We start from the raw sequence: 25705 nt of genomic DNA, 5'->3' as shown, positions 1-25705 counted from the left end.
GGCTCGGAGATGTGTATAAGAGACAGGCCGTGCAGATCCAACAAAGTGAATCGAACAGGACAGCGCGTGACTCTGAGATGTTCTCTAACGAACAGTAGCCATCAGTCGTCAGTGCCTCGCTGTGACCGAGGTGTGACATCGATGTGAGACGGAGTGTTGAGCCTGCAAATTGAATTGTTTGCAGCAGCCGCCTTGGGGTCACTGCGCTCTCGATGGATCGGTGGCTGGCGGGTGCGCTCGGATGGTAGGCTCGTTGTGACCGGCTAGCGACTGATTCAGGGGCCCATCCGGGGTATAAGCCACCGGTCGAACAACCAAGTCCACGCGGAGATCACAATGAAGAGACAAATCAATAAGCATTTACGGCGCGGCTTCGCGGGGGTGCCGTGGTGGATCGCGCTGATTGCAATCGCTGGCTGCGGCAAATCTTCCGAGCCCGCAGCGCCAGTGCAATCCAGTGCCGTGCTGTTCGAAGGCGGGCGCCTCATCACGGGCAGTGGTGCGTCAATCGAGAATGCGGCATTCCTGGTCGAGAACGGTCGATTCGTTACTGTCGGAGCAGCCGGCGAGGTGCCGCTGCCCGCGGGGGCTCAGCGCGTGGACCTCTCTGGAAAGACGGTGATCCCCGCGATCATCGACGCTCATACGCACCTGAGCACCACGAGAGATGAGTTGATCGTCGATTTGGAGCGACGCGCGTACTACGGTATCGGCGCGGCCTTGAGTCTGGGCAGCGATGATGCGAGCACACCGCTGGAGATCCGAGAGGAGGTCCTGCCGAATGCTGCCCGCTATCGATCGGCGGGCTTGGGTATCACTGCGCCCGAACCGGGACGACGTGAAGTTCATTGGGTGACGACCGAGGAGGCTGCGCGCCAGGCCGTTCGCACCGAGGCGGATCGGAAGGTCGAGATCGTGAAGATCTGGGTCGACGATCGCGACGGCAAGTTCCAGAAACTGAGCCCCGCGCTGTATCGTGCCGTCATCGACGAGGCTCATCAGCGGGGCCTCAAAGTCGCCGCGCACATTTTCGCGCTCGACGATGCCAAGGAGCTGCTGCGCGCAGGCATCGATATCTTTGCGCACGGCGTTCGCGACCGAGACATCGACGAGGAGTTCGTGTCGCTGATCAAGGCGAGACCCAACGTCGTGCTCATTCCGAACCTGCCGAACCGCGGCGTGGCCACCGATGTGAGCTGGCTTGCCTCTTCGGTGTCCGCCGAGGAGCTGGGGAAGTTGCAGGAGAGCGCGAAGGATGATCCCAAGGCGCAGGCTGCCTTCGGTATTCAAGCTCGCAATCTTGCTCGGCTCGCGCGCGAGGGTGTGACGATTGCCCTCGGCACTGACGGCAACACGCCGTGGGCCCCCCACGTTGAACTGGAAGATACGGTGGTTGCCGGTTTGTCGCCTGCCGACGCACTCGTGGCGGCAACTCGCAATTCGGCGGCGGTCGTTGGATTGAGCGACACTGGCACGATCGAGGCCGGCAAGCGGGCCGACTTCGTGGTGCTCGAGGCGAACCCGCTCGAGGATATCAAGAACACTCGTCGGATCTCGTCGGTGTATCTGAGCGGCGATCAGGTCAGTCGCACTGAAAAGCCGGCGGCAGCTGCCAAGCGCGAGAGCTGAGCGCCGCGCTAGCAACATTCGCTTCGCTCGCTTGATGAGCCGAGGCCTCCGCGATCGAGGGAGGCATCGGGCTTGGAGTGTGATGTTGACCGGCAAGCTGTTGTGAAGGTCGACCTGACAAGGCGTGTCGGAGCGACCCTGGCGAGCGCCCGTCGGAGGGCGCTCGCTTCCCATCTCGAATTTCGATAGCCGCGTTGCAAGACAAAGTAAGGATCGGAGTCTTGTAGCAATCGTCGTCGATGACCTACATCGGACCGTGCGCCTCGGGCATAAGCTTGCACGCAGCAGGCTGCAGAGAATTCTTCCTGCGATCCCAATGATGAGGACACTGAGATGACAACCCGGCAGCCCCGCAAGGCAGCGGAGTGAAACATCCCAGGGCATGGCTGCGCGATTACGCACTCCTGGCAGGAGCGTTGCTGGGCCTGGCTGCAGGTGGAACTGCTCACCTGAGCGGCGCGGCAGATCTCGGCAATCAGTTCTTTACTGCAGTGACGGTGCTGGTTCTCGCCGCCACTGTCATATCCAGCGGCCGAATTCTCATTTGCGGCGAGGTGCGGGTCGACGTCATTGCCATCCTCGCCATGACGGGCGCGCTGTTGCTTCGGCAATACCTCGCGGGCGCGATCATTGCTCTCATGCTCACCGGCGGGGGAGCGCTCGAACGCTATGCCGTTGCAAGAGCCCGAAGAGAACTCAGTGCGTTGATCCAGCGTGCGCCGCGTATCGCGCACCGCCGGGTGGGTGCGGAGATTGTTGATGTTGAGGTCGAGGCGGTGACGCTCGGCGACGTTCTTCTGGTGAAACCAGGAGAAGTCATCCCTGTAGACGGCATCATCGGCTCGGCAGACGCAGTGGTCGATGAGTCGGCACTCACCGGTGAATCCAAGCCGGTCAAGCTCGAAGCCGGCACGTCCGTGCGCAGTGGAGGCACCAACGCAGGCGCCCCATTCGAGGTGCGCGCGACGGCGAGCGCTGCCGAAAGCACCTATGCCGGAATCATCCGCCTCGTGGGGGCGGCCGAGCGATCGAAGGCCCCGTTCGTTCGGCTCGCCGACCGCTACGCACTGGGCTTTGTCGTGCTCACGTTGGTGCTGGCTGGTCTGGCTTGGGCGCTCGAAGGAAATTCCATGCGCGTACTGGCGGTGCTGGTGGTCGCTACGCCGTGTCCGCTGATCCTCGCCGCCCCGGCAGCGATCATTGCAGGCGTCTCGCGAGCGGCAAGAGAGGGAATCATTGTGAAGGGTGGCGGTCCGCTGGAGGCGCTCGCCCGCGTGCGCGTGCTGTTGTTGGACAAGACAGGGACGGTCACCGTATCGCGGCCCGAAGTCATCGCAGTGGAGACATTTGGTACGAGGTCTTCGGACGAGGTGGTGCGCGATGCAGCCTCTCTCGAGCAGGTTTCCGTTCACCCATTCGCGCCGGCAATTGTGGCTGAGGCTCGAAGTCGAGGCGTTGAGCCGGGTTTCCCCAACAATGTGCGCGAGCAGATGGGGAGTGGTATCGCTGGTGAAGTGGACGGGCATCGAGTCGCAGTGGGACAGCTCGGCTTCGTGGTGTCCGGGCCGACGAACATTGCGGAGCTTCGCTCGGTCGAGCTGCGTACCGCTGTCGAAGGTTCCTCGAGCGTCTTCGTTTCCAGAGATGGAGTACTGGTGGGAGTCTTGCTCGTGCAAGACGCGATCAGGCCGGACGCTCCGCGGGTGCTACGATCTCTGCGGCGTGCTGGCATTCAGCGCATCCACATGGTGACGGGAGATCATCCCGACGTGGCCGAGCTCGTGGGCGATGTCTTGGGGGTTGATCGAGTGTTCGCCGAGCGCGCCCCGGAAGAGAAGGTCGAAGTTGTTCGTTTACTGCGAGAAGAGGGATCCTCGGCAATGGTCGGCGATGGCGTCAACGACGCGCCAGCGCTGGCGCTCGCGGATGTCGGAATTGCGATGGGAGCACGCGGCGCGACAGCGGCCTCTGAGGCCGCAGATGTCGTCCTGACATCAGACCGTTTGCAAAGCCTGGTGCTTGCAGTCGAGATTGCGCACCGAACGCGGCGCATCGCGCTCCAGAGTGTGCTGGTGGGGATGAGTCTGTCACTGCTGGCAATGGGTTTCGCCGCAGCTGGATACATTACCCCTGTTGCTGGTGCTCTTTTGCAGGAGGCGATCGACATCCTGGTCATACTCAACGCGCTACGCGCACTGCGCGGGCCACGGCCGACTGCGCCCCACGGAGTCGACACCAAGCGCCTTGCGAATGAGTTGGCGTCTGCGCACCGAGCCCTCAAGCCTCATGTGGGCGAGTTGGCTACGCTGGCTTCGCGGCTCGACGGACTACCGGGGCCTGAAGCGAGAGTACAACTCGAGTGTCTGCGCGACATGCTGGAGAAAGAATTGCTCCCCCATGAACGTGAAGAGCAGTCGACAGCCTATCCCATCATCGAGAGGATGCTGAAGGGTGAGGACCCGACGGGTGCGCTCATTCAGACTCACCACGAGATTCGTCGATTGACGAGACTCTTCGCGCGTCTGGTCGCCCAACTTCCGTCAGAGGGGCCGGCGCGAGAGGACCTTCGAGACCTGCGGCGCGTGCTCTACGGCTTGCACGCAATCCTGGTGTTTCACTTCGCGCAGGAGGATGAGCTATACAGCATGTTGGATGCCCGAGCGTGAATCTCGAGCGATCACCGGCCCCTCAATTCTGTCCTTGCAGAAACGCCGCAACCGATTCCATTTCCTGGACACGCAGGATCTCATCGTGATGGGAACGCATGGCCGCCGGGGTATGTCGCGGCTGGCAATGGGCAGCGACGCGGAGCTGGTCGTACGCTCGGCGCCGATGCCGGTGTTGTTGGTACGGGCGCGAACTGCGGACTGATCCGCGCTCCACTACGGTGTGATCGCAACCTTCAGCACGCCGTCGCGCTGGTTCGCGAACAGATCATATGCCTGCTCGATCTGATCGAGCTTGAATCGGTGAGTCACCAATGGTTTGAGATCTGCGCGCCCGGAAGCGATCACCGCCATCAGGCGGCGCATTCGTTCCTTGCCGCCGGGACACAGCGTGGTGGCGATCGTGTGGTCGCCGAGGCCGGCGGCGAAGGCGCCCAGGGGGATGCTCAAATCCCTGGAGTAGACTCCCAGGCTGGACAGCGTCCCGCCTGGCCGCAGTGCGCGCAGTGCGGCCTCGAACGTCGCTTGCGTACCGAGCGCTTCGATGGCGACGTCCACGCCACGTCCTCGAGTGAGTTTCATGATTGCATCGACCGGATCTTCCTTCCGGAAGTCCACGATGTGATCCGCACCAAGCTGTTGCGCCACCCGCGCCCGCGCCTCGACCGTCTCCACGCCGATGATGGTGGTCGCGCCCATCAGTCTGGCACCGAGCGTTGCGCATAAGCCAATAGGGCCTTGTGCGAACACTGCCACGGTATCGCCGATCTGTATGCGGCCTCGCTGCGCGCCGCCGAAGCCGGTCGACATGATATCGGGACACATCAGCACTTCCTCGTCGGTGAGTCCGTCGGGCACTGGTGCCAGGTTGGCCATAGCGTCGGGGACTCGCACATACTCCGCCTGACAACCGTCGATAGTGTTGCCGAATTTCCAGCCGCCAATAGGCTTCCATCCATGTGCTGTGCCCGCGCCGTCCTGGGCACCGACACCGGCCAGACACGCATTGCTGTGACCACTCGGTGTGATGGCGCCGGCGATGACTCTTTGTCCCTCGCGATAGCCTTGCACCGCGGCGCCGAGTTTCTCGATCACGCCGACGGGCTCATGGCCGATGATCAGTCCGGGTTGAACCGGATACTCGCCTTTCATGATGTGCACGTCGGTGCCGCAGATGGTGGTGGTCGTGATGCGCACCAGGGCATCCAACGGCCCGATGTCGGGAATCGGCCGCTCGTCGAGGACAATCCGGCCTGGCTCGACGAACACGGCGGCTTTCATCAATCGCGGCATGGCACAGTTCCTCAGCGGACGGTCGTTGTATCGCTCGATTGTGTTCCGGCAACTTCGCTTGGCGATCTCAGTGGATTCCTCGATCGATTGCCATATCTCCCTAAAGGCGCGCGCCCGTAGTGTCACCGCGGGCGCGAGCGCCATCGATCTCAAACATCCCAATGGAGAACAAAGCGCCGGCACCGGAGCTGCAAGGCTGAGCCGACGACACGTAACGGCTACGGCCATCCCCGCATGGTTGCCTCAGGCGCGTGGATCGACACTGCATCGAGCGGCCTCACGGGAGCTCGGGACGAATTCTGGAGGGTGTCATGAAGATCAGCGAAGTTTGCCGACGCGGTGCCATCTCGATTGCCAATAGCGAAGGAATCAGGGCTGCGGCACGGCTGATGCGGGAGCATCACGTGGGATTTCTGATCGTGTATCAGTTGGGCGATGATTTGCGCCGTCCCATTGGCGTACTGACAGATCGCGACCTCGTTGTCGAAGTCATGGCGACGCAGGTCGATCCGGAGAGCCTCAAGGTCGACGATGTCATGACCCGGACACCAGTCCTTGCGAACGAGAACGAGGACCTGAGCGACTTGCTGGAGGCCATGCGCCTGGCCGGTGTCCGCCGCGTACCTGTGGTCGACATTCGCGGCGCGTTGACGGGTGTCATCGCCACGGACGATGCGCTCGACATCATTACGACATTCATGTGCGACATCACCGGTTCCATCAAGCACGAGCAACGAGTAGAGCGACGTGCTCGGGCCGGGTGAGATGAGGATACCGATTGCGGTCTCGGCCCGGCATGCTCATCTGAGTCAGGCGACACTACGGCAGCTGTTTGGCGATCGATTCGAACTGCACGTGCGCAACTGGCTGTCGCAAACTGGACAGTTCTCGGCGCAGGAGACGGTCAGCCTCATCGGGCCGCACGGTCGAATAGATCATGTGCGGCTGATGGGGCCGCCGCGCCAGCAGGATCAGGTCGAGCTGTCACGTAGCGACGAGTACACGCTGGGCATCGCTGCGCCGCTGCGGGTTTCGGGGGACGTAGAAAACACGCCCGGGCTGCAGGTCATCGGGCCAAGCGGTGCCGTGACATTGTCGAACGGTTTGATTACGGCTCGCCGTCACATTCATATGGACCCGGGGGATGCGCAGCGGCTTGGATTGCGCGATGGACAGATCGTGAGCGTCAAGATCGATAGTGACCAGCGCGATCTGACCTTCGGCGACATCGTCGTTCGTGTCGCACCGGATTTCCGCCTGGAGCTGCATTTGGATACCGATGAAGCGAATGCCGCAGGCGTCACCGACGGCAGCTACGCAGAGCTGGTCCGCTAGTGCCGGTGGCAAGAAGAGTTGGAGCAACCCATGCGTACCGCGTCGCTCATCTGCACGATGACTCTACTGAGTTGGCACGCAACTGTGAGCGCCGCCGACTATGTCGCCATGTCGGGTAAAGAACTCTACTTGCGCTTTTGCTCCAGCTGTCACGGTGCCACAGGTCATGGCGACGGGCCGGTTGCCAGCTCCTTCAAGGTGGAAGTGCCGGATCTGACGCTCATCGCGCTTCGCGCGGGGGGATCGTATCCACGCGACCGGATCGAGAGGATCATCGACGGCCGTTACGTCATCGGTGCGCACGGCGATCGCACGATGCCGGTGTGGGGCGAAGATCTCAACCGATTGCAGCTCGGCAACCCCGATGCTGAGCGTGGTACACGACTGATCATCCAGCGGCTGGCGGATTACGTCTGGCTCTTGCAGAAGCCTAGTACCGAGAACCCGCGGAGGAGCGATGAATAGGCGGCCGTGGCAGACCTCGATGGTGGCCATGGCCGATCCCTGGCCCTATGCGAGTTGACTCTGGGGTTGTGCGAGTAGGTTACGGGAAACCACCGGTACCCACGCTGGTTCGCGGGGGATGAGACTCCACGACAGGTCGCGTCATCTACCGAGGCAGGATCATGAACCCGATCCAAAACATTCTGGTGATCGTCGATCCAACGGCTCAACAGCAACCAGCCGTCGCCAAAGGGGCTCTCCTGGCGCAGAAGCTTTCGGCACGGCTGGATCTGTTCATTTGCGATACTGAGGCAGCGAGAAATATCCGCCTTGCGCGACATCTGCGCCAGTCGCCGCGGGCGCCGCTGGAACAACTGGGACCGTGGCTCGAGTCCATTGCCGAGCCGTTGCGCGAAACAGGGCTCGATGTAATGACGGAAGTGTCGTCCGCAGATCCGCTGCACACGGCGCTGCTGGATCGAGTCGAACATACCTGCGCGGGTCTGGTGATCAAGGACACTCATCATCATACGCTCGCCCAGCGCACGCTTTTGACGAACACCGATTGGGAGCTGATTCGCGGTTGCCCGGTGCCGCTGCTGTTGGTCAAAGAGACGACTTGGTCCGCGGCACATCGTATCGGCGCGGCACTCGATCCGGGACACGTAGACGACAAGCCGAGATTGCTCGATCGCTGCATTCTGGACGAGGCAACTCGATTTGCCCAGGCACTCGGAGGCGAGGTCCACGCCATTCATACTTACATCCCGGCCACGATGATCGCCGCAGCCACAGTCACTGTGCCGCCGCTCGTGGTGGACATTCCGCCCGAAGCGCTGGAAGAGGAACGCACCAGCAAACTCAAGGAACTGACGGCGCTCACGTCCGACTATCGAATGGCGGCGCCAACCATTCATCTGGAGACCGGTGGCGTCCGCGAAACCTTGTGTCGCGTCGCGCGCGACTGTGAGATCGACATCATGGCGATGGGAGCCATCTCGCGCCGGGGTTTGAAGCGAATGCTGATCGGAAGCACGGCGGAAGACGTGCTCGAATACTTGCCGTGCGACATGCTGGTCGTGAAGAGTCCGAATTTCGCGGAGTTGGTGGTGTTGTAAGGCGGCAGCTAGCCATGTCCGCACGCAAAACCTACGCAATTGCTGGAGCCGCTGCGGCAGCTCTCGGTGTGTTGACCGGCGTCGGGTATCGACGTTTTCAACACGAGCTGCGGGGCGCGCAACTACGCGTCGTCACCGGCAGTGCGGTGGCAGACACCGCCAGTGGGCGAATTGAATACGCTCAGCAGGGCGATGGCGATCCGCTATTGATCGTGCATGGGGCAGGGGGAGGTTTCGATCAAGGATTGCTGTTCGCGCGCGGTCTGGTCGATCGAGGTTTCAGGGTGACGGCCATGTCGCGATTCGGCTATTTGCGCACGCCCTTGCCGGAAGATGCCTCGGCGCAGGCGCAAGCAGACGCGCATGCAAGTTTGCTCGACAGTCTGCAGATTCGTGAGACGACGGTCATCGGTGCTTCCGCCGGTGCGCCATCGGCATTGCAGTTTGCGATTCGTCATCCGCAGCGCTGTCGGGCACTGGTGCTGTTGGTGCCGCTGACGTGGGCGCCGGGGAACGTGCTGCGTTCCGTCCACAGACCAGCGCGCATAGCTGAGCTGATGCTTCGTTGGCTCGTCATGTCGGACGCGGTTTACTGGATGGCACTACGCGTTGCGCGCGGTGCAGTTATCGAAACGATTCTGGGCACGCCACCGTCGCTGGTGAAAGCGGCCGACCGCAGCGAGCAGGCGCGGATCGATGAAGTCCTGCGCAGCGTCTTTCCGCTCAGTCAGCGTGCGGCAGGGCTGAAGAACGATGCTCGTGTCGCAGCTTCCCTCACTCGGTATGCGCTCGAAGAAGTACGTGTACCGACGCTCGTCATCGCACTTCGCGACGATTTATATGGAATGTACGCCGGCGCGCAGTACACCGCTGAGCACATCCCTGGTGCCAGGTTTGTTCATTATGATCACGGTGGCCATCTTTGGGTCGGGCATCAGGACGCTCTGCTAGAGACAGTGGCTTCGTTCGCGCACGAGAGGCAGGAGGCAAAGTGCTCGCGCGCAGGCGGCGATTATCGGCTTTGAAGGTAACCGACGCGTCGGTTAGAGTGTCCCGGTCGCTGTCATTGACGAGCCGAATTTTCAGGAGGCGTGATGTCGCGAGTCGGGATTGCCGGAGCGGAGGAGATCGAGGCACGACGGAGCGAACTCGCAGAGATCCTGGTCGACTGCGTGGATAACGGCGCGTCTGTGAGTTTCATGGCGCCAATGTCGAGGCAGAAGGCGGAGGCGTTTTGGTCGGGTGTGGCCCAGCAAGTCCGCGATGGTCGATGCGAGCTTCTGGCGCTGACGGCGGAGGGCCGTTGGGTTGGAACTACCATCCTCGTCACAGGGCTTCCGGAGAACCAACCGCATCGAGCGGAGGTGTCCAAAGTGCTCGTCCATAGCTCCATGCGTGGTCGTGGATTCGGCAAGCTCCTCATGCAGAGTGTCGAAACAAGAGCGCAGGCGCTAGGAAAGACGCTGCTCGTCCTCGATACCGTACCTGAGATGACCGCCTATCATCTCTATCGACGAATGGGGTGGAATGAAGTTGGTCGGGTGCCGGGCTTTGCCCTGATGCCGGACGGTGCGCCCTGCGACACGGCCTTCTTCTATAAGCGCCTGTCAGGTTGTCAACCTTTCTGAGCAGATCAATGTCGAGCCGGGTGGCCATTAGGCTACGCTACGTGTTTGGAGCTGACAGTATTGGTGGGCGTTCGATGCTCAGGTCTCGGGCGAGCATCGATCTCTCAATCGCTTCGACACGTAGAGTAAGTTTGTGAGCCACTCGGACAGATATCGGTTCAGCGATGCGGAGCGCGAGGCGGTCTATCGCGCCATCGCCGAACGCCGCGACATGCGTCATTTCACTAGCGAGCCGATCGACGAGCGCACGCTATGGCGTCTTCTGCAGGCGGCGCACCGAGCGCCGAGCGTGGGGCTGATGCAGCCCTGGCGTCTGATACGAATTGGAGACCGCGGCCTGCGCGTGAGAATTCATGAGCTCGTCGAACGTGAGCGGGCGGCGACAGCGGCCGCGCTCGGCGAGCGCAGCGATGAGTTCATGCGCTTGAAAGTTCAGGGTGTGCTCGAATGCGGCGAGGTCCTGGTCGCTGCGCTCGCCGATGGTCGCGAGCGGCACATCTTTGGACGTCGCACGCTTCCGGAGATGGATCTAGCGTCGGTCGCCTGCGCCATTCAGAACTTGTGGCTGGCGGCGCGCGCCGAAGGCTTGGGCATGGGGTGGGTCTCTTTGTTCGAACCCGAGGCGCTGGCGCGACTGCTCGATATGCCAGCGGGCGCGAAACCCGTGGCGATTCTATGTCTCGGGCATGTGGATGCATTCTACCCTGCGCCCATGCTCGAGCTGGAAGGCTGGACTGCCGGCCGGCAACTGCAGGAGTTCGTGTTCGAGAATCGATGGAATGAAACGCCCGCCAGCTGACGATCTGAGCGGCCGACAGGATTCCATCCTCGATCGTGCAGCATCCATATAAACCGTCCTGGCGCTCCCGGCATCCAAGTCATCGTCACGGTGCGCGGCCGCGCTGCGCGAACCACTGATGAAAGCCGTTCCCGCGATCAAGACGTTCTCATGGATGGATCGAGCGATATGTCCAACTGCCACGCGGCTCTGAAGGCTGCCGGCGCGCTTGTGCGCAGGCCTTTCGCGTCGAGGCTCGCTGCTTGCTTCGCCTTCGCGCTGGCGACGAGCGCTCAATTGCAATTCGCGCATGGGAACCCGATAGACGCGGCTCCGTTCAAGATAGCTGCGGCGGCTCCGCCGCCCACGGAGCACCCCGGAAAAGCAATTTACGAGAACGCCTGCGCGGTTTGCCACGATCACCCGGCGGCGAGCCGCGCTCCGGGACTCGACTCGCTCAAGGCGATGCGACGAGACACCATCGACCACGCACTCACGCAGGGGCGAATGCAAGCGCAGGCATCGCGGCTCACGTCGCAAGAACGCGCGAGGCTGCTCGATTTTCTCACCGGGCCGGAGGCGGTGCGTGACGATTGGAGCGCTACGATGGCTTGCGCGCCGGAACGCGGTCGCATGAATTTGGGCGCTTCGCCCACTGTTGCGGGTTTCGGCTTCGATGCGCGCAATCATCGCCGCTTGAGCGCGGCGCAGGCAGGTCTTGCGACCGCGGATTTCCGTAAGCTCGAACTCGCGTGGGTCATGGCATTTCCGAAGGCAACGACCATGCGGTCGCAGCCCGCGGTCATCGGCACGACCGTGTTTCTAGCCGTCGCCGAGACCTCGCAGCTGTTCGCGATCGATATCGCCGGCCCACCCTGTCTGAGATGGGTGTATCGGCACAACCTGCCATTGCGTAGCAGTGTGGCGTTCGGCGAGTTGCCCGGTGCCAGGCGCAAGGTCGTGGTGTTCGGCGACATCGGAGCGAACATTCACATGGTGGATGCTGCGACGGGTGAGCGTATCTGGTTGAAGCACGTGGGGCTGTATTCGCTGTCGCTGACGACCGGCACACCGGTCTTGTACGGTGATCGGGTGTACGTACCGATCTCACAGTACGAGATCACGAATGGCGCGGATCGGGATCACGAGTGCTGTAAGACGCACGGCGCGGTGACCGCGCTCGATGCACGCACCGGAGCGAATATCTGGACCGCACACACGATGGAAGAGGCACGGCCCGTGCGTGATCGCGGCGACGGCAAAATGCTGTGGGGTCCCTCGGGAGCGCCGATCTGGACGTCACCCGCAATCGATGCGAAGCGCCGCGTGCTGTACGTCGGCACCGGTGAAGCAACATCGGAGCCCGCCGCGCCGACCACCGATGCCATTCTCGCCATCGACCTCGACGACGGCTCGATCCGTTGGAGTTTTCAGGCGACTGCCAACGACATCTTCCTCACCGGTTGCGAGTCCGATCGCAACGGACCGAACTGCCCGAGGCAGGGCGTGTTCAGGGATGTAGATTTCGGTGCCTCGGTGATCCTCGCGCGGCGTGCGAACGGATCGGACATTGTGCTGGCCGGTCAGAAGTCAGGCACGCTCTGGGCGCTGGATCCCGACCACCGCGGCAAGGTGGTGTGGCGGCGGGATTTCGGCCAGGGCTCACCGCTTGGAGGCATCCATTGGGGAATTGCGACCGATGGGGAGCGCGTGTTCGCGCCTATCAATTGGCCTTACGGTGCGGTGCGCGGTGCCGATGCCACGCAACAGCCTGGTCTGCACGCGATTGGAGTGGAAACGGGCGAAGTGCTGTGGTCTTACACGTCCGAAGCGAATTGCAGCGGTGATCGAGCTACGCGCATTCGAGCTTGCGCCGGAAGCATGGGGCTTTCCGCTGCACCCGTGGTCATCGATGGTGCTGTCGTTCAAGGCGGTGTTGACGGAATGGTACGCGCTTTCGATGCGCGTACGGGCAAGGTGTTGTTCGCATTCGATACAGCGCGCACGTTCAAGAGCGTCAACGCAGTGGAGGGGCGGGGCGGCTCCATAGATAACGCGGCCATCGTCGCTGCGAACGGCTATCTTCTGGTGAGCTCCGGCTACGGCCTGTTCGGACAGATGCCAGGCAACGTGTTGCTGGCGTTCGCACCGAGATCATCCAACTAAGTGCCACGCGCTTATCGTTCGTGCGACTCGGACCGTTCCTCGCGCGACTGTGGCTCCGTCAACCAGTCCGTGACCCACATCGCGATCAGAATAAAAATGACCAGTGCGAAGATTGCTCCAAGTACCATCGCGGTGTCGCCGAACGGGCGCGTCTCATTGGTGGGGCGTTCCGTCAGCACGGAAGAATAGAGCGCCTGCTTCACTGCATCTCCCTGGCTCGTCTTGTTGTAACGACAATGTAAGACGGACTGGGACGTTTTTCCATTGTCGATTCAACATCACGCGCAGAAATGTGATGCCGTACCGGTCGCGCGCTCACTGCATACAATATTGCTGGCAGCGACCTGTCGACGTGTTCCAGCTCACGCGTGAGGCGGCCGGGTCTTCAAGATCGCAAATTGCGTGAAGTTCCTCGCAAAGGCCGGCGGACTAAATCGCCAATGGCCTGTCTTGTCGCTTCCGTGGAACCCGGTCGGCCAGCCTGATCGAGGTGGGTGTCGATAACGTCACGATCGTGCGGCAGTATCGGCGAGCGAGGCGAGCAGCTCATCGAGCTGCCCGAACGTCTCTTTCGTGGCTTCTTGCGCGCCGGTGCCGGCGGCGTCGAGCGCTTCCTTCGTCGGGTAGAGCTCGCTCATCACGAGCGTCGTCTTGCCGTTCTTCTCTTCGAAGGTGACGGTAGTGATGGAACCGTCGGCGCCGCTTTCCTCATTCGTCCAGACGATGCGCTGGTTCGGTACCACGTCGAGGTACTTGCCGAAGAAGGCCATCACGTTTGCGGGGTCGTCACCGAACACGAGGCGGTATTTGCCGCCGGTGCGCACGTCCAGCTCGCACGAGCGCAGCGTCATGCCCATCGACCGCGGCACCCACCATTGCTTGAACAGCTCGGGTTTCGCCCACGCCTCGAAGACGAGGCGCGCGGGCGCGTCGAACGTGCGGATGACGACGACTTCGCGATCGGACTTGCGCTCAACGGTCGTGCGATTCATGCGGGCCTCACTATCTTTTCTTGCGGACATTGGGTTTGTCACGAGACTTGAGCTGCTCGATCACGCGGTCTAGCGCTTCGAAGCGGGCGTCCCAGAGCCGGCGGTATTGCGACATCCACTCAATCTCCTCTTCGAGCCGGCAGGGGCCGATCTTGCAGTTGCGTACGCGGCCGACCTTTTCGGTCGTGACGAGCCCGGCCTGTTCGAGCACGCCGACGTGTTTCTTCATGCCGGTGAGGGACATGTCGAATTTGTCGGCAAGCTCGGTGATCGAAGCGTTGCCGCGCGCAAGCTGCTCGAGAACGCCGCGCCGGGTAGCGTCCGCGAGCGCGGCGAAGGAGGCGTTGAAGTGGGTTGGTGAATGCTGAACCATGTGGTTCAGTATGGGGAGACGGGCGGCTGGATGCAAGCGTCCTGGAGCGACAAGTCACAACAAAGCTGCGGGCGTTTGGTATAGAACAGCGTGATCCGGCGATCGTAGATCATTGCATCCAAACGCAAAAGAACATGATCAAGTACTACAGATGCGTGTACAAATAGGCTTGGCGTTGTCGGTGGTTGTGCTGGTGGCTGCCTGCAAGGCCGATTCGCCGCCTCGTACTGTGACCTATAGCAATGATGAGGCGCTTGCAGACTGCGATCGCCTCGATGATAAAGCGAATGAACTCGGCCGTAAGGCGGCGCTCGGGGTGTTCAGCGCTGAGTCGGGTGTGCGGAGCAGGCAATGGGAGGTCAGCCGCGCCTCGCGCTGCGAAGGTCGCATTCTGGTGCGAATCTTGGTTGGAGACGGCAGCATGAAGCTCCCATTCTTTGTGCAGATGGATGAGAGCTTTTCGAATACGGTGCTCCAGCGTCCGGAGTAGCCTGTCGTTGTCTGAAAGTAGCAAGGAAGCGCGGGAATCCCTGTCCTGCGCAAAAATTTCGATCTGGCCTCTGAAATGGCCGACGGACGAAACGATTTTTATAGAGATTTTTATAGAGGCGGGGCGCGACGAGCCGGCGTGCTCTGATAGGACCTACGATATCGACGGCGGGCAACATCTAGTCGCGTGATCTCGGCAATCGCGGGTCGGAGTCAGCGCTCAAACGGCAAATCCTCGTCCCAATAGGGCGGATTGCCGAACGCACGTTTCAGATGTTCGATCAGCGCGGTGAGCTTTGCGGACGGACGAGTATCGTTCTGGTAGGCGATCGTGATCGGCGTGACATCGGGGTCCGCCCCAATGTCGATGACTTCGAGCGCACCTGACCGGATCGCCTGATGGCTGTGAAAGGTCGGCAACGACGCTATCCCTAGACCGGCGATCGCAGCGTCGCGCATTGCCAGGCAGGACGTGATTCGAAGCCGCGGGACGACGCGCGCGACCAGCAAGTCATTCCCGCTCTTGAAGCTCCAGTCGTCCGGATTGCGTTCCATGTAGTGGATGGCTCGATGCTGCGGGAGGTCCTCGATTGTGCGCGGTCGTCCGAAGTGAGCGAGGTAGGTTGGTGACGCCACCAGCGTGCGTCGGCTGACAGTCAATGTCTGCGTGACAAGCTTCGGCATTTCGCCCTGAGCAATTCGAATGGCTGCATCATAGCCGCCGGCCGCATCGCCGATCCGGTCATCGTAGTCGGCAGTGACTGAGACTTCTGGGTACCGCTCCATGAACGTGTAGAGGGCGGGCCCGAGATGCGTGTCGCCGAAGCCTCGTGGGGCTGAAATTCGCAGCGGTCCGGCGATTTCGCCACGCCGATGTGCGAGCTCCGCGGCGGCCGCATCCGCCTCCGCAACAATCCGTTTCGCGCGCTGCAGGAAAGCCAGGCCATCCTCCGTCAGAGCGAGCTGTCGGCTGTTGCGTTGTATGAGATTGGCGCCGAGCGCCCGTTCCAATTCGGTGAGCCGCTCGCTGACGGCGGATTTGGACAGGCGCAACCGACGCGCCGCTTCGTTGATTGAGCCGGCCTCGACCACAGCGATAAAGGCTGCGATTCCATCGAGCTTCATCGTTCGGAATCTCCGGAAGGTTGGTTCGACGTTTTCGACCTGCTCATGCCCGTCATCTTTAAGCATACTGATTTCACGCGTTTGTGGCTGGATGAGTGAAAATGAGCACACGAAACCTCTTGCTGAGCGCTGTCGCATCGTTGTCGGTTTGCATGGGACTTGCTGCGGAGGCTCAGACCTTCGAATACCCGGCCGGCTTTCGTACGCAGGAAATCGCGACGAATGGCACGAAGCTCCATGTGCGAGTGGGCGGCTCGGGACCGGCCGTCCTGATGCTCCATGGATATGGCGATACGGGCGACATGTGGGTACCGCTTGCCGCGCAGCTCATGCTCGATCACACGGTAATCGTGCCGGATCTGCGAGGCATGGGACTGTCAGCTGTCGCGGCTGATGGTTTCACCAAGAGGAATCAGGCCGAGGACATGGCCGGCGTGCTCGATGCGCTGCAGATTCGCCAAGCGGATGTTGTCGCTCACGACATCGGCAACATGGTGGCGTTTGCTTTCGCCGCCTCACATCCAGACCGCACGACGCGCCTCGTGATGATGGATGCGCCGGTGCCCGGCGTCGGGCCATGGGAGGAGATCCTGAAGAACCCGCTGCTCTGGCATTTCCGCTTCGGTGGCCCTGACATGGAGCGCCTCGTCGCAGGGCGGGAACGTATCTATCTCGATCGCTTCTGGAACGAGTTCTCGGCGAACCCAGCACGTTTTACCGAAGCCGCACGATCTCACTATGCCTCTCTATACGCTCGCACCGGACGTATGCACGCGGGCTTTGCCCAATTTGCCGCCTTCGACCAGGACGCAATCGACAATCGCAACTTCCTGACGCGTGGGCGTTTGCAAATGCCGGTGCTGGCGGTGGGCGGGGACCATTCATTTGGTCCCACCATGGCATTCGTCATGCGGTTCGCGGCGGATGATGTGCATCAAGTTGTCATCGCCGAGTCCGGCCATTGGCTCATGGAGGAGCAACCCGCGCCGACAATCGCGGCAATTCGCGGGTTCTTGCAGAGTGATTCGAACGCACCATTGCGGCAAACACGCCTCACCAAGGCTCAGGTTGATGAAATGGCTCGAGGTGAAGGAGGGGTGGGCACATCCGGGCTCAGCGGTGTGCAAACGACGGTGCTTTCGGGCGATCCGAATGGACCCGGCCCATACGCGTTTGAAATTCGTGTGCCACCTCGTACGCATATCGCGGCGCATAGCCATCGCGACAACCGGAACGCAATCGTCGTGTCGGGCGAGTGGCATTTCGGCTACGGCGAGCGTGCCAGCGATGCTGCGACCACCACGCTTGGGCCCGGCGGTTTCTACACCGAGCCTGCGGGCATCGCGCATTTCGCATTCACGGGCGACGTGCCTGCTATCGTGTACATCACTGGAGAGGGGCCAACTGATACCCAGTACGTCAAGGAATGATGTTGGTGCCGCGCCGACGCTGGACGTGTGGCGATGGACATGGATCCTTGCATTTAATGCGGATAAGCCGCCGATGCCCGGATCTCTAGGCTGATCCCTGCGACGACCGTTGAGCCCACGCCGGCGAGGGACATTCCGGCACTGCCGCGGCCGACGATCCTGGCCCGAGTTCCCGAGGGGCTCCCTTCATGTCGAGCGCAACACCGGTTGCTGGTCCTACGGTATTCGTCGTCGATGACGACGTCTCGGTGCGCGAATCGCTCGAAGGACTCATTGCTCAGGCAGGATGGCGGCCCGAAGTATTCGCCTCCGCCGAAGAGTTCATGGCCCGGCAGCGTGAGGCCGGGCCGGGCTGTCTGGTGCTGGACGTGAGCTTGCCGAAGCTCAACGGCCTGGAGCTTCAACAGCGGATTGCGGGCCGATCTGAGCTACCGATTATTTTTATCACCGGGCACGGCGACATTCCGATGACGGTTCAGGCCATGAAAGCCGGCGCGGTCGAGTTCCTGACCAAGCCGTTCGGTCCGGACGTGTTACTAGGTGCAATCGACGGCGCGATCGAGCGCAGTCGCGCGTCGCTGGCGCAGGAAGCGGATCTCCATGGGCTGCGCGGCCGCTACGACTCCTTGACCGCTCGTGAGCGACAGGTGATGACGCTGATCGTGCGCGGACAGCTGAACAAACAAGTCGGCTTCGAGCTGGGAATCAGCGAGATTACCGTGAAGATTCATCGCGGGCAGGTGATGCGAAAGATGGCGGCTCCGTCGTTCGCTGAGCTAGTGAACATGGCGGCACGCCTGGGTTTTGCTACGGGAGGCAAGCGCTGAGTACTGCGATGGCGGCGTCAACTGCACCTGGCTCTCCCGCCGATATCGAATCGTTCATTGACGAGTATTTCGACGCGTGGCAGGGCACTGACGAGGATCGCATCATGTCCTACTACGCGGAGGACGTGACGGTGCAGATTCCCGGTGTCTTCCTGCAGGGCCGATCGGCCGTGCGCGAGCAGTTCGTTCGACCGTTCATTACCGGGTTCCCCGGCAACCGCCACATCGTCAAGAACTGGATCTTCGGGCAAGACGTTGTGGTCGTCGAATGGAGCTTCGAAGCCCGACACAAGGGTCCGTTCGAGGGGCACGCGGCCACCGATGCTCGCATCGAGGTGCCGGGCTGCGGTGTCTACGAGTACGACCGGTCGCGACGGCAGATCACTGCCGCGCGCATCTACATAGATATGGGCGCGTTGCTCGAGCAAATTGTCGAGAACGGACGCTTGTATCGCGACCAGGCCGAGCGAAAATGCGCTCAGGATGCACTCAACAGGGCAGGTGCCGAGTTCGCGCGTGCTTCGAGAGTGGCGGCCCTGAGCGCGCTCACCGCATCTATCGCGCATGAGGTCAACCAACCGCTGTCGGGCATCATCACCAACGCGAGTACGTGTCTGCTGAAGCTAGACAGCAGCCCTCCAGATATCGACGGCGCACGTGAAACCGTCCGGCGCACCCTTCGAGACGGCAATCGCGCCGCCGCCGTGATTGCGCGATTGCGTGCGCTTTTCAGCAAGCGGGATCTGACGCTCGAGCCGCTGGATCTGAACGACGCCGCGTGCGAGATGATCGCGTTGTCTTCGGACCACCTGCAGAGAAACCGCGTCATCGTTCAACAAGAACTTGCCGACGATTTGCCGGCTGTCACAGGCGACAGGATCCAACTGCAGCAAGTGATCCTGAATCTGCTGACCAATGCCGCCGACGCGATGGAGGAGATCCAAGACCGGCCGCGAGAACTGCGTGTCAAAACCGAATGGCAGCGGGGCGAGTGTGTCCGGTTGACCGTCCGTGACACGGGGACCGGACTGCCTTCGCAGGGGCCCGACTCGCTGTTCGAAGCGTTCTTCACCACCAAGAGCGGTGGCATGGGCATCGGGCTATTCGTAAGTCGTTCGATCATCGAGAGTCATCATGGGCGCTTGTGGGCGGAGCCAAACTTCGGAGCGCCGGGCGCGAGCTTCTCGTTTACGATTCCGACCCAAACCATCGTGTGATCGCGCCCGCTGTAATGACGCCGTAGTCGTCAGAACTCCTGAGCCGTGGGCCGGATCACGATTTCGTTCACGTCCACCGCGGCGGGCTGCGCGATTGCATACGCAATAGCTTGTGAGATCGCGTCGACCGGGACCGCGATCTTGTAGAAGTCGCGAAGAAACTTGCGGGTACCCTCATCGGAGCTGCCTTCGGGGAGCTCGGTTGCGACCACGCCGGGCGAGATCATGGTCGTGCGAATGTTATCCGCCTTCAACTCGATGCGCAGGCCCTCGGTGATCGCGCGTACGGCGAATTTGGTGGCGCTGTAGACAGTGCCGCCGGGTGCGAAGACTTTGAAACCCAGCACCGAAGCGGTGTTGATGATGTGTCCCTGTTTCTGCCGCTGCATGATCGGCAACACCGCGGCGACGCCATATAACAAGCCCTTGATGTTGACGTCGATCATCTGATCCCACTCTTCGACCTTGCGAGCCGTCATCGGGGCAATCGGCATGATTCCCGAATTGTTGACGATGACGTCGACGCGACCGTGCTCGCTCATCGTGCCGGCAATCAGCGCTTCGACCTGGTCGCGATGGGTCACATCGGTCTTGAAGCCAGTCGCGCTGCCGCCCCCGCGGCGGATGTCCGCGACGAGAGCGTCGATGCGCTCCATGCGCCTTGCCCCAAGTACGACTTTTGCGCCCTGGCCGGCGAGTAAGCGTGCAGTGCTTTCGCCGATGCCGCTGCTGGCGCCCGTGATGACTACGACTTTGTCTGCGATGTTTGCGGTTGCCATGGTTTGCTCCTACTTGGGTACCGGTTACGTTGGCAGGGGCTTGCCGGTCTGCTCGCTGAGCATGTACTCGGCATACCAGCGCGGCCACTCCTCATCTCGCGCACCGGTGCGCTTCTCGTGCTCCCCATGAGCAACCTCGGCTCTTCGCAGCGCGGCTTCGAGGTCGCCAGACGACGTAAATGTGGCGTTAGTTGTCGCTACGCGACCGGGCAATCGCAGTGTGATCTCCTGCATGATCCAAGCGTTGCCATCCGGATCGCTGAACGACGCGAACGAAGCGTAACTCTGTCGCTGCGGATGCGGTCCAGCCAGCTCTGCTTTTCCGGGGCCGAGCCGATGTACTACGTCACTGACCCGCACGTTGCGCGCGATGAGCTCCTCGCGCGTGGCCACGACGTCAGGGACGACGAGGTAGAGGCGTGCCGAGCCGGGCGCTGCCGATGTGACACCTACACCGAAATGGATCGAGCACTCCGAGCCCGGGGGCGTGAACTGCACGACGCGAAAGGCGCCTTCTATCGCGAAATCTGCATCGAGCCGCCAGCCCAGGCTGGTGTAAAAGCGCTTGGAGCGTTCGGCGTCCGCGACCGGAATGACTACAACTTCAAGCCTCATACTGTTCATCTCGATCTCCTTTGGGTAAGGCCGACGCAGGCAGGATCACAGCAGAGGCTCCCGGGAGGGGTCGATAACACGATGGTGTGATGGCGATCGGTGGGCTCGGCTCTACTCTGGGCGACATGTCATTCATGGAGGGTTCCCGCCGTGAGCACCATCTCGCAGGGGCAATCGATCCGACCGCAGGTTCGCACCATCGATGGTTTGTCGATCCGATACGCCGAGAGCGAACCGCGCGACGATCATGCGCTGTTGCTGAGCCCGTGGCCGGAGAGCATTTATGCGTACGAATCGACGTGGAATCGATTGGCTGAGCACATGCACCTGGTTGCGATCGATCTGCCGGGCTTCGGGCAATCGCAAGGGCGCGATTCGGCGATGTCACCGAAATCGATGGGCGAATTCATCGTTCGAGCCGCGGATGCATTTGGCCTGAAACGACCGCATGTCGTTGGTCCTGACGTCGGAACGGCGGCTGCGCTGTTCGCTGCCGCGATGTCCCCGGGCCGGTTCCGCAGTCTCGCGGTCGGTACTGGCGGCACGGCAGTTCCGCTGCAACTCGGCGATCCGCTGAAGGAGTGGGTGGAGGCACCGAGTCTCGATCCGTATCGCAAGATCGACGGCCGCCGGATCGTGGCCGCAGCTATCGGCACTCTGGAACGATACAAACTGACCGATACCGCGCGCGAGGATTACTTGTCTTCCTACGAAGGCGAGCGGTTCGCCGACTCGATGCGTTATGTGCGCACGTACCCGGAACAGTTGCCGATGCTTGCCGAGCTGCTGCCGACCATCCAGACGCCGGTGCTGATCTTCAACGGCGCGAAAGATCCTGTCGTGCCGCCAGCGAACGCGGAGTTTCTCCATCAGCGATTGCCCCACAGCAAACTCGAGATCATCGACTCTGGGCACTTCGTCTGGGAGGACGCCTCCGATAGATACGCGGCCTTGCTGACCGACTGGTGGGCTGGCACCTGAATTTTCCAGAGCATGACCAGGGCAGGATCGACCGATGAAGCGCAATGACAAGCTGACGATTGGAATTGCCACGACCGCGTTGGTCCTGGGCGGCACGCTCGCTTACGCGCAGGACAAGTATTCACTGAAATCGCCGGGCGGCATCGCGTACTCCGACTTCAAGGGATACGAGGATTGGGCGGTGATCTCCTCGGCGCGCACCGACGATATTCTCAAGGTCATCGTCGGCAATCCCACCATCATCAAGGCGTTCGAGTCCGGCATACCGGGCAACGGCCAGCCGTTCCCGGATGGCTCGAAGATCGCCAAGCTGCAATGGAAACATCAGAAGAGCACCGAGGCGCCGTTCGTCGTGGAGGTGCCGGCTGTATTTTCCCAGAACTTCGTCATGGAGAAGGACAGCAAGCGATTTCCGAGCAGCGGCGGGTGGGGTTATGCCGTGTTCAACTACGACCCGAGCTCGGACTCGTTCAGTCCCGATGCCGGCAGCCCCGCGGACTGCGGACACACGTGCCACCAAGCCGTCAAAGCCAAGGACTACGTTTTCCACCCTTACCAGCAGCGTTGAACAGTCTCACCTACTTTTGTATGACCGCCCTCGAGCAGGTTGCTGAATCCCCGGAGGTGACGCGGGCATCCATCGTCGTGGTCGATGACGATGAATCGGTGCGCGAGTCGCTGCCGGACCTGTTGCAGGAACTCGGGTTTGCGGCGCGTGCATTCGCCTCGGCAAACGAGTTTCTGATATCGAGCCACGTTGCGACGACCCGATGCTTGCTGCTGGATATCGCCATGCCTGGCATGACGGGAAGGGAACTGCAGCGCGAGCTGAAGCGTCGCGGCTACTCGATTCCGATTGTCTTTATCACCGGGCGTGGCGATCAAACGATTCGTCAAGAGCTCATCGGGCGGGGCGCCGTGGAATGCTTGTTCAAACCATTCGGCGAACAGCAATTGCTAGCGGCGCTCGATAAGGCGTTGGTCCGTAGCTGAGCGTGGCTACAGCATCTCGGCTGCTGCATTCATTCCTCGAAGGGCGCGTTCAGCAGAGCGTCCACTGTCGACGGTCGCGTATAGCCTGGTACGAACCGCTCGCCGAAGTCGCGCGAGAAGTTGTCGTAAGTGGTATCCGGGCGCGATTCGACGATCTTGCACACGTCGCGTGTAAACCGCTGCTTCATCTCCAGCCGTGGAAATGCCTCGACGATTGCGGCCACCTGTGTTGCGGTCAGCATCTCCATGCCCCAGCCGCCCCAGTCGACGCCGATGCCCATCGTACACAGGGCGACGTCGTTCTCCTTGTACAAGGCGATGGAAGGTGTTGAGTTGAGTGCGACGCCGTCCCAGATGAGCTGCGCACGGCTCTCGGCCATGCCCTGTGAGCGCGCGAACGCTCTGGCTGCATTGGCCCCTTCAACTTCGAATCGCAGCGGGCCGTTGAATGCTCTGGCCAGACCGATGTCGTGCAGCACCGTTGAGACGGCGAGCACTTCCGGATCGTGGGGCGATTCTTTCACATGCGCGACCGCCACAGCGAAGAGCCACGATCGCATGGAGTGATTGAACAGATAAGGCTCGCAGTGCTCGCGCGCGTATTCGATGGCGCGAGCGACGATCGACGTATTGGGTACTACGATACCTGCGAGCTGACGCGTTGCAGAGGCGCGAGGCGTAGAGGAGTTGAGCGAGGTCATGTCGAGATCCTCAGCGGCAGCTGCGACGAGCGTGCGCCAACACCTCTGAAACTGATCGTCGACGTCGACTGTTCCTGGAACGAGGATCGGCAGCGCTGTGCAACGAATAGCTTCGTTGCACAGGCGTTCGCCTGCGACCAGAGCATTGCCGGATGCACTGGTGACGTTATGCGTGGTCAGAAATAGAAGTACGGGAACATTCCCATTTCTGAGACGTGTCAACAGCCCGACCAATCTCGTTCAGCCGTCAGGGGTATCACATATGGCGGATCTCGATCAGCTCAGCATCAACACCATGCGGACGCTCGCGATAGATGCCGTGCAGAAGGCGAAGTCAGGACATCCGGGAACGCCGATGGGCATGGCCCCGACGGCCTACACATTGTGGCAGAAGTACCTGAGGTTCGACCCCGGCGATCCGATCTGGCCGGACCGCGACCGTTTCATCTTGTCCGCTGGCCATGCCTCGATGCTGCTTTATTCCCTATTGCATCTGGCCGAGGTCAAGGCTGTGGATGCCGAGTACGAGCAGCTCGACCGGCCGACAGTCACCCTCGAGGACATCAAGAACTTCCGCCAGCTTGGCAGCAAGTGTCCGGGACATCCCGAATATCACCTGACCTCCGGCGTCGAGGCGACCACCGGTCCGTTGGGGCAAGGCGTCGCCATGAGCGTCGGCATGGCCATTGCCCGTGAATGGCTGGCTCGGCATTTCAATCGGCCCAGTTATCCCGTTTTTGACTACGACATCTACGCGCTGGCAGGCGACGGCTGCATGATGGAAGGAATTTCGAGCGAGGCGGCCTCATTGGCCGGGCATCTCAAGCTCGAGCATCTCTGCTGGATATACGACAGCAACCGTATCTCGATCGAAGGCTCGACCCAACTTGCTTTCACCGAGGACGTCGAGGCGCGTTTTCTCGCCTACGGCTGGCGAGTGATCCGTGTGCGTGATGCTAATAACACCACCGAGATTGGCGCGGCGATCAATCGTTTCCGCGAGGCTCGAGGCCAGCCGACGTTCATCCTGATTGAAAGCCATATCGGTTATGGCTCGCCCCATCTACAGGATACGGCGGCCGCTCACGGCGAGCCGCTGGGTGCGGACGAGGTGCGACTCGTCAAACGCGGCTACGGCTGGCCCGAGGATGCGCAGTTCCTTGTGCCCGATGGCGTGTATGAGCACTTCCGCAAGGGAATCGGTGCGCGCGGCGCGAGCCTCAGGGCTGATTGGGAGGCCATGATCGAGCGCTATCGCCAGGATCATGCCGAACTCGCCGAAGCACTCGAGCAGATGCAGCGTCGGGAGCTGCCCAAGGGATGGGATGCAGCCATCCCGACCTTTCCCCCGGACCAGAATGGCATTGCCAGCCGCGACAGCTCCGCGAAGATTGAAAATTTGGTTGCGACCCACGTCCCTTGGCTCATCGGCGGTTCGGCCGACCTCGCTCCCTCTACCAAGACGCGGCTGACGTTCGAGGGCAGCGGCGACTTCGAGGCGGAGCAGTATGCTGGGCGCAACTTCCACTTCGGCGTCCGTGAGCATGCAATGGGTGCCGTATGCAACGGTCTGGCGCTGTCGAAGATTCGACCGTTCGGCTCCGGCTTCCTGATCTTCTCCGATTACATGCGAGCGGCCATTCGCTTGTCTGCGCTGATGGAAGTTCCGGTCATTTATATCTTCACCCACGACTCGATCGGCGTTGGCGAGGACGGGCCGACACACCAGCCGGTCGAGCAACTCGCCTCGCTCAGAGCCATTCCCGGATTGCTCACTTTGCGCCCGTGCGATGCCAACGAGGTCGCAGAAGGGTGGCGGGTCATCATGCCACTGAAGCATCAGCCAGCCTGCTTGGTGCTGTCGCGGCAGCCGCTGCCCACACTCGACCGCAGCCAGCTTGCGTCGGCAAGCGGGGTGGCGCGCGGAGCCTATGTCCTGTCGGATCCGCCGCAGGGCAAACCCGAAGTCATTCTGATCGGTACCGGCAGCGAGGTGAGCCTGTGCCTTCAAGCCGCCAAGGATCTCGCCACAGAAGCATCAAGGTGCGGGTTGTTTCCATGCCGAGTTGGGAGCTTTTCGAGCTGCAGGATGAGACCTACAAGCCGAAGTGCTGCCGCCAGAGATT

At 61.5% G+C, this 25705-nt stretch carries 24 protein-coding genes and 3 pseudogenes; 19 read left to right on the top strand and 8 right to left on the bottom strand.

Features of this window, described 5'->3' with window-relative positions:
- Positions 1-336: 336 nt before the first annotated feature.
- From D0550_RS33395 to D0550_RS37045, 3 genes and pseudogenes are all read left to right on the top strand, one after another.
- Positions 337-1629 carry an amidohydrolase family protein gene (locus D0550_RS33395; RefSeq protein WP_116813506.1) on the top strand — a complete coding sequence of 431 codons (1293 nt, stop codon included), beginning with the start codon at positions 337-339 and terminating at the stop codon, positions 1627-1629.
- Positions 1630-1994: 365 nt separating this feature from the next.
- Entirely contained in the window at positions 1995-4295 is a 2301-nt protein-coding gene (locus D0550_RS33390; protein ID WP_206606711.1) for a heavy metal translocating P-type ATPase, read from the top strand.
- 76 nt (positions 4296-4371) lie between these two features.
- Positions 4372-4500: pseudogene (locus D0550_RS37045) on the top strand (universal stress protein); the annotation flags it as partial.
- Between the two features lie 11 nt (positions 4501-4511).
- Here D0550_RS37045 and D0550_RS33380 read toward each other — a convergent pair.
- Positions 4512-5588, bottom strand: coding sequence for an NAD(P)-dependent alcohol dehydrogenase (locus D0550_RS33380; protein ID WP_116813505.1), 1077 nt, complete (start codon positions 5586-5588; stop codon positions 4512-4514).
- A gap of 311 nt (positions 5589-5899) precedes the next feature.
- Here D0550_RS33380 and D0550_RS33375 point away from each other — a divergent pair, with 311 nt between their 5' ends.
- The 8 genes from D0550_RS33375 (at position 5900) to D0550_RS33340 (ending at position 13057) form a co-directional block, all read left to right on the top strand.
- Entirely contained in the window at positions 5900-6352 is a 453-nt protein-coding gene (locus tag D0550_RS33375) for a CBS domain-containing protein (RefSeq protein WP_116813504.1), read from the top strand.
- 1 nt (position 6353) lies between these two features.
- Positions 6354-6923, top strand: a complete 570-nt coding sequence (pduL, locus tag D0550_RS33370; RefSeq protein WP_116813503.1) for a phosphate propanoyltransferase — start codon at positions 6354-6356, stop codon at positions 6921-6923.
- A gap of 30 nt (positions 6924-6953) precedes the next feature.
- The gene (locus D0550_RS33365) at positions 6954-7388 is read left to right on the top strand and encodes a c-type cytochrome (protein WP_116813502.1); all 435 of its coding nucleotides are present in this window, start codon (positions 6954-6956) and stop codon (positions 7386-7388) included.
- A gap of 161 nt (positions 7389-7549) precedes the next feature.
- Positions 7550-8485: a universal stress protein gene (locus tag D0550_RS33360; protein ID WP_116813501.1), complete on the top strand. Its 936-nt coding sequence runs from the start codon at positions 7550-7552 to the stop codon at positions 8483-8485.
- 14 nt (positions 8486-8499) lie between these two features.
- On the top strand, positions 8500-9510 hold the full coding sequence (locus D0550_RS33355) for an alpha/beta fold hydrolase (RefSeq protein ID WP_116813500.1): 1011 nt from the start codon (positions 8500-8502) through the stop codon (positions 9508-9510).
- Between the two features lie 69 nt (positions 9511-9579).
- Entirely contained in the window at positions 9580-10113 is a 534-nt protein-coding gene (locus D0550_RS33350) for a GNAT family N-acetyltransferase (RefSeq protein WP_116813499.1), read from the top strand.
- A gap of 133 nt (positions 10114-10246) precedes the next feature.
- Entirely contained in the window at positions 10247-10912 is a 666-nt protein-coding gene (bluB, locus tag D0550_RS33345; RefSeq protein WP_116813498.1) for a 5,6-dimethylbenzimidazole synthase, read from the top strand.
- A 150-nt stretch (positions 10913-11062) separates the two neighbouring features.
- Positions 11063-13057: an outer membrane protein assembly factor BamB family protein gene (locus D0550_RS33340; protein ID WP_153067468.1), complete on the top strand. Its 1995-nt coding sequence runs from the start codon at positions 11063-11065 to the stop codon at positions 13055-13057.
- Between the two features lie 11 nt (positions 13058-13068).
- On the opposite strand, the gene D0550_RS33335 is transcribed toward D0550_RS33340, so the two are convergent.
- The 3 genes from D0550_RS33335 to D0550_RS33325 form a co-directional block, all read right to left on the bottom strand.
- Positions 13069-13260, bottom strand: coding sequence for a hypothetical protein (locus D0550_RS33335; protein ID WP_116813496.1), 192 nt, complete (start codon positions 13258-13260; stop codon positions 13069-13071).
- Between the two features lie 303 nt (positions 13261-13563).
- On the bottom strand, positions 13564-14049 hold the full coding sequence (locus D0550_RS33330; protein ID WP_206606709.1) for an SRPBCC family protein: 486 nt from the start codon (positions 14047-14049) through the stop codon (positions 13564-13566).
- A gap of 10 nt (positions 14050-14059) precedes the next feature.
- Entirely contained in the window at positions 14060-14422 is a 363-nt protein-coding gene (locus tag D0550_RS33325; RefSeq protein WP_116813494.1) for an ArsR/SmtB family transcription factor, read from the bottom strand.
- A gap of 169 nt (positions 14423-14591) precedes the next feature.
- On the opposite strand from D0550_RS33325, the gene D0550_RS33320 reads away from it, so the two are divergent.
- A complete protein-coding gene (locus tag D0550_RS33320; RefSeq protein WP_153067467.1) occupies positions 14592-14912 on the top strand; it encodes a hypothetical protein in 321 nt (106 codons plus the stop codon).
- 212 nt (positions 14913-15124) lie between these two features.
- Here D0550_RS33320 and D0550_RS33315 read toward each other — a convergent pair whose 3' ends face one another.
- Positions 15125-16147, bottom strand: coding sequence for a LysR family transcriptional regulator (locus tag D0550_RS33315; RefSeq protein WP_206606708.1), 1023 nt, complete (start codon positions 16145-16147; stop codon positions 15125-15127).
- Here D0550_RS33315 and D0550_RS33310 point away from each other — a divergent pair.
- The 3 genes and pseudogenes from D0550_RS33310 to D0550_RS33300 all read left to right on the top strand — a co-directional run.
- Positions 16138-17064 (top strand): annotated as a pseudogene (locus tag D0550_RS33310) (alpha/beta fold hydrolase); the annotation flags it as partial. The gene D0550_RS33315 and the pseudogene D0550_RS33310 overlap by 10 nt on opposite strands.
- Before the next feature lie 590 nt (positions 17065-17654).
- The gene (locus D0550_RS33305) at positions 17655-18293 is read left to right on the top strand and encodes a response regulator transcription factor (RefSeq protein WP_116813490.1); all 639 of its coding nucleotides are present in this window, start codon (positions 17655-17657) and stop codon (positions 18291-18293) included.
- Between the two features lie 8 nt (positions 18294-18301).
- The gene (locus D0550_RS33300) at positions 18302-19510 is read left to right on the top strand and encodes an ATP-binding protein (RefSeq protein WP_116813489.1); all 1209 of its coding nucleotides are present in this window, start codon (positions 18302-18304) and stop codon (positions 19508-19510) included.
- A gap of 29 nt (positions 19511-19539) precedes the next feature.
- Here D0550_RS33300 and D0550_RS33295 read toward each other — a convergent pair whose 3' ends face one another.
- A complete protein-coding gene (locus tag D0550_RS33295) occupies positions 19540-20289 on the bottom strand; it encodes an SDR family oxidoreductase (protein ID WP_116813488.1) in 750 nt (249 codons plus the stop codon).
- A 24-nt stretch (positions 20290-20313) separates the two neighbouring features.
- Positions 20314-20904 (bottom strand): VOC family protein, encoded by a 591-nt coding sequence (locus D0550_RS33290; RefSeq protein ID WP_116813508.1) that lies wholly within the window; start codon positions 20902-20904, stop codon positions 20314-20316.
- 150 nt (positions 20905-21054) lie between these two features.
- On the opposite strand from D0550_RS33290, the gene D0550_RS33285 reads away from it, so the two are divergent.
- From D0550_RS33285 to D0550_RS33275, 3 genes are read left to right on the top strand one after another with little or no spacing between them, the layout of a single operon-like run.
- Entirely contained in the window at positions 21055-21885 is an 831-nt protein-coding gene (locus D0550_RS33285; RefSeq protein WP_161966206.1) for an alpha/beta fold hydrolase, read from the top strand.
- 34 nt (positions 21886-21919) lie between these two features.
- A complete protein-coding gene (locus D0550_RS33280; RefSeq protein ID WP_116813486.1) occupies positions 21920-22453 on the top strand; it encodes a cytochrome P460 family protein in 534 nt (177 codons plus the stop codon).
- Between the two features lie 20 nt (positions 22454-22473).
- Complete coding sequence (locus D0550_RS33275; RefSeq protein WP_116813485.1) at positions 22474-22878, top strand: response regulator; 405 nt, start codon at positions 22474-22476, stop codon at positions 22876-22878.
- A gap of 29 nt (positions 22879-22907) precedes the next feature.
- Here D0550_RS33275 and D0550_RS33270 read toward each other — a convergent pair whose 3' ends face one another.
- Positions 22908-23579, bottom strand: coding sequence for an HD domain-containing protein (locus tag D0550_RS33270; RefSeq protein WP_116813507.1), 672 nt, complete (start codon positions 23577-23579; stop codon positions 22908-22910).
- Positions 23580-23841: 262 nt separating this feature from the next.
- On the opposite strand from D0550_RS33270, the pseudogene tkt reads away from it, so the two are divergent.
- Positions 23842-25705, top strand: a pseudogene (tkt, locus tag D0550_RS33265) (transketolase); the annotation flags it as partial.

This window comes from Steroidobacter cummioxidans (genome assembly GCF_003104955.1).
This window is presented reverse-complemented; position numbering and strand designations above follow the sequence as displayed.

What these genes read in the sequence shown, in the direction of transcription:
- D0550_RS33270 (WP_116813507.1), bottom strand. Translation starts at nt 23,579, where the DNA reads ATGACCTCGCTCAACTCCTCTACGCCTCGCGCCTCTGCAACGCGTCAG.
- D0550_RS33325 (WP_116813494.1), bottom strand. Translation starts at nt 14,422, where the DNA reads ATGGTTCAGCATTCACCAACCCACTTCAACGCCTCCTTCGCCGCGCTC.
- D0550_RS33330 (WP_206606709.1), bottom strand. Translation starts at nt 14,049, where the DNA reads ATGAATCGCACGACCGTTGAGCGCAAGTCCGATCGCGAAGTCGTCGTC.
- D0550_RS33375 (WP_116813504.1), top strand. Translation starts at nt 5,900, where the DNA reads ATGAAGATCAGCGAAGTTTGCCGACGCGGTGCCATCTCGATTGCCAAT.
- D0550_RS33290 (WP_116813508.1), bottom strand. Translation starts at nt 20,904, where the DNA reads ATGAGGCTTGAAGTTGTAGTCATTCCGGTCGCGGACGCCGAACGCTCC.
- D0550_RS33295 (WP_116813488.1), bottom strand. Translation starts at nt 20,289, where the DNA reads ATGGCAACCGCAAACATCGCAGACAAAGTCGTAGTCATCACGGGCGCC.
- D0550_RS33350 (WP_116813499.1), top strand. Translation starts at nt 9,580, where the DNA reads ATGTCGCGAGTCGGGATTGCCGGAGCGGAGGAGATCGAGGCACGACGG.
- D0550_RS33355 (WP_116813500.1), top strand. Translation starts at nt 8,500, where the DNA reads ATGTCCGCACGCAAAACCTACGCAATTGCTGGAGCCGCTGCGGCAGCT.
- D0550_RS33395 (WP_116813506.1), top strand. Translation starts at nt 337, where the DNA reads ATGAAGAGACAAATCAATAAGCATTTACGGCGCGGCTTCGCGGGGGTG.
- D0550_RS33365 (WP_116813502.1), top strand. Translation starts at nt 6,954, where the DNA reads ATGCGTACCGCGTCGCTCATCTGCACGATGACTCTACTGAGTTGGCAC.
- D0550_RS33275 (WP_116813485.1), top strand. Translation starts at nt 22,474, where the DNA reads ATGACCGCCCTCGAGCAGGTTGCTGAATCCCCGGAGGTGACGCGGGCA.
- D0550_RS33360 (WP_116813501.1), top strand. Translation starts at nt 7,550, where the DNA reads ATGAACCCGATCCAAAACATTCTGGTGATCGTCGATCCAACGGCTCAA.
- D0550_RS33340 (WP_153067468.1), top strand. Translation starts at nt 11,063, where the DNA reads ATGGATGGATCGAGCGATATGTCCAACTGCCACGCGGCTCTGAAGGCT.
- D0550_RS33300 (WP_116813489.1), top strand. Translation starts at nt 18,302, where the DNA reads ATGGCGGCGTCAACTGCACCTGGCTCTCCCGCCGATATCGAATCGTTC.
- D0550_RS33305 (WP_116813490.1), top strand. Translation starts at nt 17,655, where the DNA reads ATGTCGAGCGCAACACCGGTTGCTGGTCCTACGGTATTCGTCGTCGAT.
- D0550_RS33280 (WP_116813486.1), top strand. Translation starts at nt 21,920, where the DNA reads ATGAAGCGCAATGACAAGCTGACGATTGGAATTGCCACGACCGCGTTG.
- D0550_RS33380 (WP_116813505.1), bottom strand. Translation starts at nt 5,588, where the DNA reads ATGCCGCGATTGATGAAAGCCGCCGTGTTCGTCGAGCCAGGCCGGATT.
- pduL (WP_116813503.1), top strand. Translation starts at nt 6,354, where the DNA reads ATGAGGATACCGATTGCGGTCTCGGCCCGGCATGCTCATCTGAGTCAG.